This is a genomic window from Ramlibacter sp., assembly GCF_013697775.1.
In the GTDB taxonomy this organism is placed as follows: domain Bacteria; phylum Pseudomonadota; class Gammaproteobacteria; order Burkholderiales; family Burkholderiaceae_C; genus Ramlibacter.
The window spans coordinates 1-13,452 of record NZ_JACCWG010000036.1; the positions used below are offsets into that span (position 1 = coordinate 1).

Sequence of the window (13,452 nt, forward strand, 5' to 3'; positions counted from 1 at the left end):
CACAGGCGCCGCAGCGCCGTCCCTGGGGCGGCATGCTCGGTGGCCTGGCCGCCGGCCTGGGCCTGGCCTGGCTGGCGCACAGCCTGGGCATGGGGGGCGCCTTCGGCTCGGTGCTGATGATCGGCCTGCTGGTGCTGCTGGGCGTGGTGGTCATCGGCCTCGTCGCGCGCTCGCGGCGCGGCGCGGGCCAGGGCTATGCCTACCAGGGCGCGCCGGCCGACGTGGCGGCGCCTCCACGCCAGTACAACCCCGACAAGGTCGGCAACGACGCATCGGCGCGGCCGTGGGAGCGCAACACCACGGCGTTCGACGCCAACCCCGCCGGCACCGGCAGCCAGAGCGGCGTGCGCATCGGCTCCGCGCTGCAGGGTGGCGGCTCGGCGCTGGAAGGTTCGCAGAACTGGGGCGTGCCGCCCGGCTTCGACACCGAAGGCTTCGTCGCCGCGGCCAAGCGCAACTTCGTGACCCTGCAGGACGCCTGGGACCGCACCGACCTGGCCACGCTGCGCTCGATGATGACCGACGAGATGCTGGCGGAAATCCGCGGCCAGCTCGCCGAGCGCGACCGCCAGCAGAGCGGCCAGGGCAACCGCACCGAGGTGGTGATGCTCGAAGCGCAGCTGCTGGGCATCGAGGACCTGGGCGACGCCTACATGGCCAGCGTGGAGTTCTCCGGCATGATCCGCGAGGAGCCGTCCGCCGGCCCCAGCCCGTTCCGCGAGGTGTGGAACATGACCAAGCCCAAGAGCGGCAACGGCGGCTGGGTGGTGGCCGGCCTGCAGGCATTGCAGTAGCCATAATCGGGGGCCATGTCCACACCACCGCCCCCGCCCTCATTTCTCGACAACCTGCTGGGCCGGATCGGCGAAGCCCTGCAGCCGCCGCCCTGGCTCGTTGAAGAGGCGCAGCGCCGCATGGTGCTGACGCTCAACCACGTGCTGATGCAGGAACCCGAAGCGCAGGCACGGCTCAAGCGCCAGGCCGGCCGGCTGGTGGAAGGCCGCTGGCGCGCATTCACGGTGCGGCTGCGCGCCACGCCCGCTGGGCTGCTCGAACTGGCCGCGGCGGGCGCCGCACCCGACCTCACCCTCACGCTGGCCGAAGACTCGCCCTGGAGCCTGGCCCAGTCGGCGCTGCGCGGCGACAAGCCGCCGGTGCGCATCGCCGGCGACGTGCAGCTCGCCGCCGAAGTGCAGTGGCTGGTGGACCACGTGCGCTGGGACATCGAGGAAGACCTGTCGCGCCTGTTCGGCGACGCCCCGGCCCATGCCATCGGGCAGGCGCTGCGCCGCATGGGCCAGGCGCTGCGGCAGTTCGCCGGCGCGGCAAGCCGGCGGCCGGCGGCGCCCGACTCTTCCTCCGGAGGCCCCGGAGGGCCGGGCGCATGACGCGGTCGATCCGCGCCGTCTTCATCCTCTGGATCATCCTGCGCTACGGACTGGACGAGCTGGTGCTCTCCAGCTTTCCGAGGCCCTGGCTGCGCGGCCTCACCCGCGTGCTGACCTTCGGGCGCGACCTGCGCGCGCCGCGCGGCCGGCGCCTGCGCGAAGCGCTGGAGCACCTGGGTCCGATCTTCGTGAAATTCGGCCAGGTGCTGTCCACCCGGCGCGACCTGCTGCCGCCCGACATCGCCGAGGAACTCGCCCGCCTGCAGGACCGCGTGCCGCCGTTCCCCAGTGCCGTGGCGGTGGCCACCATCGAGCGCGCGTTCCGCCGGCCGCTGGCCGCCATTTTCGAGAGCTTCGAGCAGGTGCCGGTGGCCAGCGCCTCGATCGCGCAGGTGCACTTCGCCACGTTGCGCGACCGCCATGGCAAGCTGCGCGACGTCGCGGTGAAGGTGCTGCGCCCGGGCATGCTGCCGGTGATCGAGAAAGACCTGGCGCTGATGCGGATGATGGCCGGCTGGGTCGAGGGCCTGTCGGCCGACGCCCGGCGCCTGAAGCCGCGCGAGGTGGTGGCCGAGTTCGACAAGTACCTGCACGACGAGCTGGACCTGGTGCGCGAAGCCGCCAATGCGGCGCAGCTGCGCCGCAACATGGCCGGCCTCAACCTGGTGCTGATCCCCGAAATGGTCTGGGACTTCTGCCACCCGGAGGTGATGGTGATGGAGCGCATGAACGGCGTGCCGATCAGCCAGACCGAGCGGCTGCGCGCCGCCGGGGTGGACCTGCGGCAGCTGGCGCGCGACGGCGTGACCATCTTCTTCACCCAGGTGTTCCGCGACGGCTTCTTCCACGCCGACATGCACCCGGGCAACATCCAGGTCAGCCTGGAGCCGGGGACCTTCGGGCGCTACATCTCGCTGGATTTCGGCATCATCGGCACGCTCACCGAGTTCGACAAGGAATACCTCGCGCAGAACTTCACCGCCTTCTTCCGGCGCAACTACAAGCGGGTGGCCGAGCTGCACCTGGAGTCCGGCTGGGTGCCTCCAGGCACGCGGGTGGACGAGCTCGAGGCGGCGATCCGCACCGTGTGCGAGCCGTATTTCGACCGGCCGCTGCGCGAGATTTCGCTGGGCATGGTGCTGATGCGGCTGTTCCAGACCTCGCGCCGCTTCCACGTGGAAATCCAGCCGCAGCTGGTGCTGCTGCAAAAGACGCTGCTGAACATCGAAGGCCTGGGCCGCGAGCTCGACCCCGACCTGGACCTGTGGAACACCGCCAAGCCGTTCCTGGAAACCTGGATGGTCGACCAGATCGGCCCGCGCCGCCTGTGGTCGGAGTTGCGCGAGCAGGCGCCGCGCTGGGCCAAGGTGCTGCCGGAGCTGCCGAACCTGCTGCACCGCTACCTGCAGCGCAGCGGCGACGAAGCACGGCCCGAGCTCAGCGAGCTGCTGGGCGAGATGCGGCGCACCAACCGGCTGCTGCAGGTCATCGTCTACAGCGGACTCGGCTTCGTGGCGGGGCTGGCGGTCATGCAGCTGTGGGTACGCGGTTTCCACGTCTTCTGACACGCGCAACGGTCGGGCATAATCCGCTCGCCCAAACGGGGCTGGGGGCTCTCGATGAACTACACGCTGATCACGTTTGTCGTGCTGTACCTGCTGGGCACCCTGGGCCTGGGCGTCTGGGCCGGCACGCGCGTCAAGAACACCGCCGATTTCGCCATCGCCGGGCGCCGGCTGCCGCTGATCATGGTGGTGACCACCACCTTCGCCACCTGGTTCGGCGCCGAAACCGTGATGGGCATCCCGGCCAAGTTCGTGCAGGGCGGCCTCAACGCCATCGTGGAAGACCCGTTCGGCGCCGGCACCTGCCTGATCCTGGTGGGGCTGTTCTTCGCGGCGCGCCTGTACAGCCACAACCTGCTGACCATCGGCGACTTCTACCGCCAGCGCTTCGGCCGCGGCATCGAGGTGTTCTGCTCTGGCGCCATCATCCTGAGCTACCTGGGCTGGGTGGCAGCGCAGATCACCGCGCTGGGCCTGGTGTTCTCGGTGCTCACCAACGGCGCGATGTCCGAGACCACCGGCATGGTCGTGGGCACGCTGGCGGTGCTGGTCTACGTGGTGGTCGGTGGCTTCCTGGCGGTGGCCTGGACCGACTTCATCCAGATGATCGTGCTGGTGATCGGCCTGTCGATCATCGCCATCTTCTCGGCCGACCTGGCCGGCGGCTCGGACAAGGTGTTCGCCCTGATCGGCAGCAAGGACCTGTGGCATTTCCTGCCGCCGCCCAGCTTCACCGACATCGCCTTCTTCATCGGCGCCGGCCTGACCATGATGCTGGGCAGCATTCCGCAGCAGGACGTGTTCCAGCGCGTGATGTCGGCCAAGGACGCCGGCACCGCCCGCAAGGGCGCGGTGATCGGCGGCGTGAGCTACATCCTGTTCGCCTTCGTGCCGATGTTCATCGTGGCCAGCGCCGTGGTGGTGATGGGCGACAGCGCGCTGGCCATGGCCAAGGACGACTACCAGCGGCTGCTGCCCACCTTCGTGCTGACGAAAATGCCGCTGGTGATGCAGATCCTGTTCTTCGGCGCGCTGCTGTCGGCCATCAAGAGCACCTCGTCGGCCACGCTGCTGGCGCCGTCCACCAGCTTCGTCGAGAACATCCTGAAGAACCTGCGCCCGGGCATGAACGACCGGCAGCAGCTGTTCGCCATGCGCTGCAGCATCGTGGTGTTCGCTGTCGTGGTGCTGTCCTACGCCATCGCCATGAAGGGCACCTCGATCTACGACCTGGTGTCGTCGGCCTACCAGGTCACCCTGGTCGCCGCCTTCGTGCCGCTGGTCACCGGCCTGTACTGGAAGCGCGCCACCACGCAGGGCGCCATCGTCTCGCTGGGCGCGGGCATCGTGGTCTGGGTCCTGTTCATGCCGCAGATCAACGAGCCCCTGAGCAAGATGTTCCCGGGGCAGCTGGCCGGCCTGGTCGCGGCCTTCGCCGGCATGGTGATCGGTTCGCTGGCGCCGCAGGTGCTGCGCAACCGCCACGAGCGCACCTCCCACGTGGCCGGCCTGAGCGGCGCGCAGTGAGGCGCTGAAGCGCTGAGGGACACGGCGGCAGGGTCGGCAGCGGCCTGGGAGGTGAAGGCCGGGCTGCCGCCTATAATTGAGGGCTTTGCTTTCAACACACCTCTGACGCCCATGCCCATCTACGCGTACAAATGCGGGTCCTGTGGCCATTCCAAGGACGTGCTGCAAAAAATCTCCGACGCACCGCTGACGGTTTGCCCGGCCTGCGGCGCCGAAAGCTTTTCCAAGCAGGTGACCGCGGCCGGCTTCCAGCTCAAGGGCTCGGGCTGGTACGCCACCGACTTTCGCAACGGGTCGTCCGCCAAGGCGCCGGCGGCCGACCAGGGTGCCGACAAAGGCACCGAGAAGCCGGCCGACAAGCCCGCCGACAGCGGCAAGAGTGATTCCGCCGCGCCCGCCGCGCCCGCGGCTGCCCCCGCCGCCTCGCCCAAGAGCGACGCATCCGGCACCTGACGCGCGAGCCGGAAGTCCCCATGTTCTCAGTGCGCAAATGGCTGTTGGCCGGCCTGCTGGTCATCGTGCCGATGGCGATCACCCTCGCGGTGCTGCACTGGATCGTCACCACGCTGGACCAGACCCTGCTGATCCTGCCGGACGCGTGGCAGCCCGACCGGCTGATCGGCATCCACATTCCCGGCTTCGGCGTGCTGCTCATGCTGCTGATCCTGCTGGTGGCCGGCGCCGTCGCCAGCAACTTCGTGGGCAAGCGCCTGGTGATCCTGGGCGACGCCATCGTTTCGCGCATTCCGGTGGTGCGCTCGATCTATTCCAGCGTGAAACAGGTCTCCGACACGCTGTTCTCCGAAAGCGGCAACGCGTTCCGCACGGCGGTGCTGGTGCAGTGGCCGCGTGCCGACGTGTGGACCATCGCCTTCGTCACCGGCACGCCCGGCGGCGACGTGGTCAACCACCTGCCGGGCGACTACGTGAGCGTGTACGTGCCCACCACGCCCAATCCCACGGGCGGCTATTTCGTGATGCTGCGCAGGAGCGACTGCATCGAACTCAAGATGAGCGTGGACGACGCGCTCAAGTACGTCGTGTCCATGGGCGTGGTCGCCCCCAACAGCCCCAAACTCTAACAAGGACGCGCGCGCCGCAAGGCGCCGCGTGATCGTCTGTGATGCGTACCACCTATTGCGGTCTCGTGACCGAATCCTTCCTCGGCCAGACCGTCACCCTGTGCGGCTGGGTCAACCGCCGGCGCGACCACGGCGGCGTGATCTTCGTCGACCTGCGCGACCGCGAAGGCTATGTGCAGGTGGTGTGCGACCCCGACCGCGCGGAGATGTTCAAGACCGCCGAGGGCCTGCGCAATGAGTTCTGCGTGCAGGTCAAGGGCCTGGTGCGCGCGCGCCCCGAGGGCACGAGCAACGAGAACCTGAAGAGCGGCAAGATCGAGGTGCTGTGCCACGAGCTGACCGTGCTCAACCCGTCGGTCACGCCGCCGTTCCAGCTGGACGACGAGAACCTGTCGGAAACCACGCGCCTGATGCACCGCGTGCTGGACCTGCGCCGCCCCTACATGCAAAACAACCTGATGCTGCGCTACCGCGTCAGCATGGAGGTGCGCAAGTTCCTGGACGCCAACGGCTTCATCGACATCGAGACGCCGATGCTGACCAAGTCCACGCCCGAAGGTGCGCGCGACTACCTGGTGCCTTCGCGCGTGCACGACGGCATGTTCTTCGCGCTGCCGCAGTCGCCCCAGCTGTTCAAGCAGCTGCTGATGGTGGCCGGCTTCGACCGTTACTACCAGATCACCAAGTGCTTCCGCGACGAGGACCTGCGCGCCGATCGCCAGCCCGAGTTCACGCAGATCGACGTGGAGACCTCCTTCTTGACCGAGGAGGAGATCCGCACCATGTTCGAGGGCATGATCCGCAGCACCTTCAAGAACGTGATCGGCGTGGAGATCGGTGCCTTCCCGGTGATGAAGCACTCCGAGGCGATGCGCCTGTACGGCTCCGACAAGCCCGACCTGCGCGTGAAGCTGGAGTTCACCGAACTCACCGACGTGATGAAGGACGTGGACTTCAAGGTGTTCTCCGCCCCCGCCAACGCACCGGACGGCCGCGTGGTGGCCCTGCGCGTGCCGGGCGGCAGCGAGATGAGCCGCAGCGAGATCGACGCCTACACCGAGTTCGTGAAGATCTACGGCGCCAAGGGCCTGGCCTGGATCAAGGTCAACGAGGTCGCCAAGGGCCCGGTCCAGGATGGGCCCTCGCGGTGGCCGGGCCTGCAGTCGCCGATCGTGAAGAACCTGCATGACGCGGCCATCAGCGAGCTGCTCAAGCGCACCGCGGCGCGCGACGGCGACCTGATCTTCTTCGGCGCGGACCGCGTCAAGGTGGTCAACGACGCCATCGGCGCGCTGCGCGTGAAGGTGGGCCACAGCGAGTTCGGCAAGGCGCGCGGCCTGGTGGAAGGCCAGTGGCGCCCGCTGTGGGTGGTGGACTTCCCGATGTTCGAGTACGACGACGATGCGCAGCGCTGGAACGCGGTGCACCACCCGTTCACCTCGCCCAAGGACGGCCACGAGGACTGGCTGGAAACGGATCCGGGCCTGTGCGTGGCCAAGGCCTATGACGCGGTGCTCAACGGCATTGAGCTGGGCGGCGGATCGGTGCGTATCCACCGCGAGGAAGTGCAAAGCAAGGTGTTCCGCGCGCTGAAGATCGACGCCGAGGAAGCCCAGCTGAAGTTCGGCTTCCTGCTGGACGCGCTGCAGTACGGCGCGCCGCCGCACGGCGGCATCGCCATCGGCCTGGACCGCTTCGTCATGCTGATGGCGGGCGCCGAGTCGCTGCGCGACGTGATCGCCTTCCCCAAGACCCAGCGCGCCCAGTGCCTGCTGACCCAGGCGCCCAGCGCGGTCGACGAGAAGCAGCTGCGCGAACTGCACATCCGGTTGCGCAACACCATGCCGGCGTGATCCACTAGTGTCCTGTCCCGATAATACGTGAGCAAAGTCGATGCAGCTTTTCAAGGATCGAATCGGCGGTCGCAGTCCATTTGAACGGCTGACAGTTTTGGTTGTGAGCGTTGACGAAATGGTCGATGCGCTGCACGAGTTGCTTGACGCTGGTGAACGAGCCGCGACGAATGGCCTTGTCGGTGATCATTGCGAAGAAGCGCTCGACCTGATTGAGCCAGGAGCTGTAGGTCGGGATGAAGTGCATGTGCCAGCGCGGCCTGGCAGCGAGCCACGCCTTGATCTTCGGATGACTGTGGGTGGCGTAGTTGTCCACGATGCAGTGCACGTCCAGCTCGATGGGCACGGCCTTGTCAATCTCGCGCAGGAACGACAGGAACTCCTGATGCCGATGGCGCGGCTTGCACGTGGCCAGCACGGCGCCATTAAGCACGTTCAGCGCCGCAAACAGCGTCGTGGTGCCGTGGCGCTTGTAGTCGTGCGTGACGCCTTCGACATAGCCGAAGCCCATGGGCAACATCGGCTGCGTACGCTCCAGCGCCTGGCACTGGCTCTTTTCATCGACGCAGATCACCAGAGCGTTGTCCGGTGGGCTCAGGTACAGGCCCACCACGTCGCGCAGCTTCTCGATGAAAAACGGATCGTTGGACAGCTTGAAGCCCTCGCTGCGATGTGGCTGCAGGCCGAACAGCTGGAAGTAGCGTTGCACGCTGGTCTTGGAGATGCCGGTCTGGCCAGCCACCGAACGCACGCTCCAGTGCGTGGCGCCATCGGCCGGCTTGGTGTGCAGCGTCGTCTTGATCAGCTGCGCCACGCGCTCATCGTCGATCGAGCGAGGCTTGCCCGGCCGCATATCGTCGTACAGGCCGGCGATGCGCCTGTGGATGAAGCGCGTTCGCCACTTGCCCACCGTCTGTTTTGTGAGTTGCAGGCGCTCGGCGATCGAGGTGTTCGCCTGGCCGTCGGCGCTGCTCAGCACAATGCGTGCCCTCGTACTCAGTGCGGCTGGCAACGAGCGGCTGCGAGCAAACGACTGCAGCTGCGAACGCTCCTCGTCCGACAAGATCAAATCCGCCTTTGGCCTGCCCGTTCTCATTGCGTATCTCCGCTCGAAAGATACCGCAAGAGCAAGCACGATTAATGCCTGTTATTTACGGGACAGGACAGTAGCTAGCGCTGGAAAGCTTCAGCAAGCAGCTGCAGCAGCCGCCCATAGGACTGCGCGCGCGCCTGCGGGTTGGCGCCCACGTGCACGCCCTGGCCGGGGTTCACGCCGTTGGGCACGTCGTGCCGCAGCCGCACCTTGCCCACCGGGTTGTCGAAGTCGTGGTAGCTGCCGGCGTACAGGTTCACTTCGGCATTCGTCGCGCGCCCCAACTCCACGCAGGGGCCGGGCGCGGTCCAGTCGTCCTTTTCTCCGAGCATCAGTACCAGGCGTGTGCTGGGGCGATAGCCGGCCTGCAGCGCGGCGCTGCAGCCGGGGTAGAACGCCACGGCCACTGCCGGCCGCACGGCCTGCGCAGTCACGTCGGCGCGGCGCGCGTCGGTGCTGCCCAGCACCGCGCTGCCACCGTGCGACCAGCCCAGCAGGGCGACGCGCTGCGACGGCGTCCATGGCTGCGCGGCTGCCCAGGCCACCGCCGCCAGCGCGTCGGCACGGCGCTGCACCTGTCCGACGGCGCGCTGCCCGATCTTCTGCGTGCACAGCTCTTTCTCGCCGCGCGGCGTCAGGCTGTCCGGGAACACCACCGCGTAGCCCTCGGCCACCAGGAAGTCCGCCATGCCCTGGTGACGCGCGTTCAGCCCGCCCTTGCGCGTGCCCTGCGCGGCGAACAGGCCGCCGCAGCCGTGCAGGGCCACCACCGTTCCCTTGGCCGCGCCCGCCGGCAGGACCACCTGGGCGCTGAGCAAGGTGCCGTCCAGGCTGCGGAAGGTCGCCACCATGGGCGCTGCCGCGGATGCCGCACCATGCGCGGCAAGCCACGCCGTGGACGCCAGGACGATGGGCAGCGCGTGCATGCGCTTCAGAGCCGTTCCGCCACCCAGGCCTGCACCGAGAGCAGCGCCGCCGGCAGCTTGCTGGCGTCGGTGCCGCCGGCCATGGCCATGTCGGCCTTGCCGCCGCCCTTGCCGCCGACCTGCTGGGCGACGAAGTTCACCAGCTCGCCGGCCTTGACCTTGCCCATGCTGTCGGCCGTGACGCCGGCGACCAGCTGCACCTTGCTGCCGTCCACCGCCGCCAGCACGATGGCCGCGCTCTTGAGCTTGTCCTTCAACTTGTCCATGGTGTCGCGCAGCGTCTTGGCGTCCGCGCCTTCCAGCCGCGCCGCCAGCACCTTGATGCCCTTGACGCTGACCGCCTGCGCGATGAGCTCGTCGCCCTGCGAGGACGCCAGCTTGCCTTTGAGCTGGGCCACTTCCTTTTCCAGCGCGCGGACCTGGTCCAGCACCTGGGCCACGCGGCCCTGCAGTTCGGCCGCCGGTGTCTTCAATGCGCCGGCCACCGCGCCCACGGTGCTTTCCAGCTGCTGCAGGTAGGCCAGCGCGTTGGCGCCGGTCACGGCCTCGATGCGGCGCACCCCCGCGGCCACGCCGCCTTCGCTCAGCACCTTGAACAAACCGATATCGCCGGTGCGCGACACGTGCGTGCCGCCGCACAGCTCGCGGCTGTTGCCGATGTCCAGCACACGAACCGTCTCGCCGTACTTCTCGCCGAACAGCATCATGGCGCCGGTGGCCTTGGCCGCGTCGATGTCCATCACGCGCGCATGCGTGGCCTGGTTGGCCAGGATCTCGGCGTTCACGCGCTGCTCGATGTCGCGGATCTGCTCCGCGCTGACGGCCGCGTTGTGCGTGAAGTCGAAGCGCGTCTTGTCGGCGTCGACCAGCGAGCCCTTCTGCTGCACGTGGCCACCCAGCACGTCGGCCAGCGCCTTGTGCATCAGGTGCGTGACGCTGTGGTTGCGCATGGTGGCCTGGCGGCGGAACAGGTCCACCTTGGCCGTGACGTGGTCGCCCACCTTCAGCGTGCCCACCGCCAGCGTGCCGTGGTGGCCGAACACGTCGGCCTTGATCTTCTGCGTGTCGTCCACGTCGAAGCGGCCGCCCGCGCCTTGCAGCACGCCCTGGTCGCCGACCTGGCCCCCGCTCTCGGCGTAGAAGGGCGTGGTGTCCAGCACCACCACACCGGTCTGGCCACTTTCCAATGCCTGCGACGGCGTGCCGTCCACGTAGATGGCGACGACCTTGGCTTCTTCTTCCAACTTTTCGTAGCCCGTGAACACGTTGCTCACGCCGGCGTATTCCAGGCCGCGGTCCATCTTGAACTTGCCCGCCGCGCGGCCCGCCGCCTTCTGCTTTTCCATGGCGGCGTTGAAGCCCGCTTCGTCCACGCTCAGGCCGCGCTCGCGGCAGACGTCAGCCGACAGGTCCAGCGGAAAGCCGTAGGTGTCGTGCAGCTTGAAGGCCACGTCGCCGGGCAGCACCTTCTGGTCGCCGGCAAGCGCGGCGTCCAGGATGTCCATGCCGTTTTCCAGCGTCTCGTAGAAGCGCTCTTCCTCGGCCTTCAGCACTTCCATGATGCGCTGCTGCGCCTTGGCCAAATGCGGATAGGCCTCGCCCATCAGCTTGACCAGGTCGGGCACCAGCTTGTGGAAGAACGGCGTTTTCCTGCCCAGCTTGTAGCCGTGGCGGATGGCGCGGCGGATGATGCGGCGCTGCACGTAGCCGCGGCCTTCGTTGGACGGGATCACGCCGTCGGCGACCAGGAACGCGGTGGCGCGGATGTGGTCGGCGATCACGCGCAGCGACGGGTTGCCCAGGTCGGCGGTGCCGGTCTCGCGGCCGGCGGCGGCGATCAGCGCCTCGAAGATGTCGATCTCGTAGTTGCTGTGCACGTGCTGCAGGATGGCCGCCAGCCGCTCCAGGCCCATGCCGGTGTCCACGCAGGGCGCGGGCAGCGGCTTGACCGAGCCGTCGGGCTGCATGTCGAACTGCATGAACACGTGGTTCCAGATCTCGATGTAGCGGTCGCCGTCAGCGTCGGGGCTGCCGGGCGGGCCGCCCGGGATGTGGGGGCCGTGGTCGTAGAAGATTTCAGAGCACGGGCCGCAGGGGCCGGTGTCGGCCATCATCCAGAAGTTGTCGCTGGCGTACCGCGCGCCCTTGTTGTCGCCGATGCGCACCACGCGCTCGGGCGGCAGGCCGATTTCCTTGGTCCAGATGTCGTAGGCCTCGTCGTCGTCGATGTAGACGGTGGCCCAGAGCTTGTCGGCCGGCAGCTTGTACACCTGCGTCAGCAGCTCCCAGCCCCACTTGAGCGACTCGCGCTTGAAGTAGTCGCCGAAGCTCCAGTTGCCCAGCATCTCGAAAAAGGTGTGGTGGCGCGCCGTGTAGCCCACGTTCTCCAGGTCGTTGTGCTTGCCGCCGGCGCGCAGACACGCCTGGACGGACGCCGCGCGCACGTACGGGCGCTTGTCGGTGCCGAGGAACACGTCCTTGAATTGCACCATGCCCGAATTGGTGAACATCAGGGTCGGGTCGTTGCCCGGCACCAGCGGGCTGGAGGCGACCACCGCGTGGCCCTTGTCCTTGAAGAAATCAAGAAAGGTCTGGCGGATGTCGGCGACGGTGAATTTCGGAGTGCTCATGGATTGGGACGAGACCGCGCCCGGCGCACCGCCGGAATCGCGCAAATGCTTGATGCGACTGAACATTCGATTATAGGTTTCAGGCCTTGACCCTCGTCCGTGTACCCTGGTGCGTCACACCAGGGAGACAACGCAATGCGCACGCTGAACATCGCCGCCTACGGCGAGGGCATCCTGTACGCCCCCACGCTGAAGACCAACATGGCCGCGATCCAGTCGGCCGGCTGGACCAGCATCATCCTGGGGTTGTTCCACATCCGGACCAACGGCACCATCGTCTTCAACGGCACCGACGTCGTTGCCGAAGGCCGCTACGTGGGCGATCCGTCCTGGCCCGCACTGCTGGCGCAACTGTCGGCACCGGGCGGCGGCAACACCATCGGCACGCTGCTGGCCAGCGTGGGCGGCGGCGGCGTGGTCGACTTCGCCACCCTGCAGGCGATCTATGAGGGCAACGGCAACTCGTTCAAGGGCACCATGCTGGAGGCCAACTTCAAGGCCTTCCACGAGGCGCTGCCGGCGATCACGCTGATCGACATGGACGTGGAGGACAACTACGACCTGCCGTCCTTCATCTCGTTTTGCCAGATGCTGGCGCGCATGGGCTACGGGCTGACCTTCTGCCCCTACAGGAAGATGCCGTTCTGGACCGACGCGCTGCAAACCATGACCGCCAGCCACCCCGGCGCGGTGAAGTGGTGGAACCTGCAGTGCTACGACGGCGGGAGCGGTAACGATCCGGGCCAGTGGGCGCAGGCGATCGCGGCCGCGATCCCCGGATTCGACACCACGGGCTTTCTCCTGGTCAGCGACTGGAGCCGCTTCCTGGCCAAGATCTCGGCCAATCCCGCCGACTGGTACTGGGCCGGCGACTGCCCGCCCGCGATGCAGCAGATGCTGTCGCAATACAAAGGCCAGCCGAGCGTGGGCGGCGGCTTTCTCTGGACGCTGGACCAGATCATCGACTACGCAGCCGACCAGCGCGAAAAGCCGGACCCCGCGCCCTGCGGCAGCGTGGATATGCTGAGCTACACGCGTGCAATGCTGAATGCCTTGGGCTGAGGTGGCTCGGCCTTAGGGCCGAATGGCCGCGTCACAAGTCCGACACAAGCCCGACAGCAGGAGCGGCGCCTCCTACATGGTGCCCCGTGGCCGTCCCACGAAATGAGACATGGCCGCGCGAGACAGTGGCCGCCTCACTATCTTTTTCAGAGGTTGCTCCGTGCCGACACAAATCACAGAATGGAGCGAGGCATTGATGACCTCGCTAGTGTGGTGCGCGCCTCTGTTCTGTACTTATCGTGAGATCGCAGCCAATGCAGCCTTGGCTCTGGTGACCTTGGCCAGGATGTCCGAAGCACTGGCTGTCCAGATGAATGGTTTGGGGT

General features: G+C 67.5%; 11 protein-coding genes. 8 read left to right on the forward strand and 3 right to left on the reverse strand.

The annotated features are described in order from the left end of the window. The 7 genes from H0U68_RS01955 to aspS form a co-directional block, all read left to right on the forward strand. On the forward strand, positions 1-794 hold a 794-nt coding region (locus tag H0U68_RS01955), incomplete at its 5' end, for a Tim44-like domain-containing protein (protein WP_296352479.1). A 15-nt stretch (positions 795-809) separates the two neighbouring features. After that, the gene (locus tag H0U68_RS01960) at positions 810-1,388 is read left to right on the forward strand and encodes a hypothetical protein (RefSeq protein ID WP_296352480.1); all 579 of its coding nucleotides are present in this window, start codon (positions 810-812) and stop codon (positions 1,386-1,388) included. Beyond that, positions 1,385-2,953, forward strand: a complete 1,569-nt coding sequence (gene ubiB, locus H0U68_RS01965; RefSeq protein ID WP_296352481.1) for a ubiquinone biosynthesis regulatory protein kinase UbiB — start codon at positions 1,385-1,387, stop codon at positions 2,951-2,953. Before H0U68_RS01960 ends, ubiB begins: the two co-directional genes overlap by 4 nt. A 54-nt stretch (positions 2,954-3,007) precedes the next feature. Beyond that, positions 3,008-4,480, forward strand: coding sequence for a sodium:solute symporter family protein (locus H0U68_RS01970; RefSeq protein ID WP_296352482.1), 1,473 nt, complete (start codon positions 3,008-3,010; stop codon positions 4,478-4,480). Positions 4,481-4,591: 111 nt separating this feature from the next. Beyond that, positions 4,592-4,933 (forward strand): FmdB family zinc ribbon protein, encoded by a 342-nt coding sequence (locus H0U68_RS01975; RefSeq protein WP_296352483.1) that lies wholly within the window; start codon positions 4,592-4,594, stop codon positions 4,931-4,933. Between the two features lie 20 nt (positions 4,934-4,953). Next, a complete protein-coding gene (locus tag H0U68_RS01980) occupies positions 4,954-5,562 on the forward strand; it encodes a DUF502 domain-containing protein (protein ID WP_296352484.1) in 609 nt (202 codons plus the stop codon). 41 nt (positions 5,563-5,603) lie between these two features. Beyond that, the gene (gene aspS, locus H0U68_RS01985; RefSeq protein WP_296352485.1) at positions 5,604-7,415 is read left to right on the forward strand and encodes an aspartate--tRNA ligase; all 1,812 of its coding nucleotides are present in this window, start codon (positions 5,604-5,606) and stop codon (positions 7,413-7,415) included. 4 nt (positions 7,416-7,419) lie between these two features. Here the strand turns inward: aspS and H0U68_RS01990 are convergent, their stop codons facing one another. The 3 genes from H0U68_RS01990 to alaS all read right to left on the reverse strand — a co-directional run bounded on the left by H0U68_RS01990 (position 7,420) and on the right by alaS (position 12,064). Then, the gene (locus H0U68_RS01990; RefSeq protein ID WP_296352486.1) at positions 7,420-8,511 is read right to left on the reverse strand and encodes an IS630 family transposase; all 1,092 of its coding nucleotides are present in this window, start codon (positions 8,509-8,511) and stop codon (positions 7,420-7,422) included. 74 nt (positions 8,512-8,585) lie between these two features. Further along, positions 8,586-9,434, reverse strand: coding sequence for a dienelactone hydrolase family protein (locus H0U68_RS01995; protein ID WP_296352487.1), 849 nt, complete (start codon positions 9,432-9,434; stop codon positions 8,586-8,588). A 5-nt stretch (positions 9,435-9,439) separates the two neighbouring features. Then, complete coding sequence (gene alaS / locus H0U68_RS02000; protein WP_296352488.1) at positions 9,440-12,064, reverse strand: alanine--tRNA ligase; 2,625 nt, start codon at positions 12,062-12,064, stop codon at positions 9,440-9,442. Positions 12,065-12,199: 135 nt separating this feature from the next. On the opposite strand from alaS, the gene H0U68_RS02005 reads away from it, so the two are divergent. Then, positions 12,200-13,126, forward strand: coding sequence for a hypothetical protein (locus tag H0U68_RS02005; RefSeq protein ID WP_296352489.1), 927 nt, complete (start codon positions 12,200-12,202; stop codon positions 13,124-13,126). Positions 13,127-13,452 lie beyond the last annotated feature (326 nt).

Excerpts from the sequence above, each read along its gene's own strand:
- H0U68_RS01960 (WP_296352480.1), top strand. The coding sequence starts at position 810 with ATGTCCACACCACCGCCCCCGCCCTCATTTCTCGACAACCTGCTGGGC.
- ubiB (WP_296352481.1), top strand. The coding sequence starts at position 1,385 with ATGACGCGGTCGATCCGCGCCGTCTTCATCCTCTGGATCATCCTGCGC.
- H0U68_RS01970 (WP_296352482.1), top strand. The coding sequence starts at position 3,008 with ATGAACTACACGCTGATCACGTTTGTCGTGCTGTACCTGCTGGGCACC.
- H0U68_RS01975 (WP_296352483.1), top strand. The coding sequence starts at position 4,592 with ATGCCCATCTACGCGTACAAATGCGGGTCCTGTGGCCATTCCAAGGAC.
- H0U68_RS01980 (WP_296352484.1), top strand. The coding sequence starts at position 4,954 with ATGTTCTCAGTGCGCAAATGGCTGTTGGCCGGCCTGCTGGTCATCGTG.
- aspS (WP_296352485.1), top strand. The coding sequence starts at position 5,604 with ATGCGTACCACCTATTGCGGTCTCGTGACCGAATCCTTCCTCGGCCAG.
- H0U68_RS01990 (WP_296352486.1), bottom strand. The coding sequence starts at position 8,511 with ATGAGAACGGGCAGGCCAAAGGCGGATTTGATCTTGTCGGACGAGGAG.
- H0U68_RS01995 (WP_296352487.1), bottom strand. The coding sequence starts at position 9,434 with ATGCACGCGCTGCCCATCGTCCTGGCGTCCACGGCGTGGCTTGCCGCG.
- alaS (WP_296352488.1), bottom strand. The coding sequence starts at position 12,064 with ATGAGCACTCCGAAATTCACCGTCGCCGACATCCGCCAGACCTTTCTT.
- H0U68_RS02005 (WP_296352489.1), top strand. The coding sequence starts at position 12,200 with ATGCGCACGCTGAACATCGCCGCCTACGGCGAGGGCATCCTGTACGCC.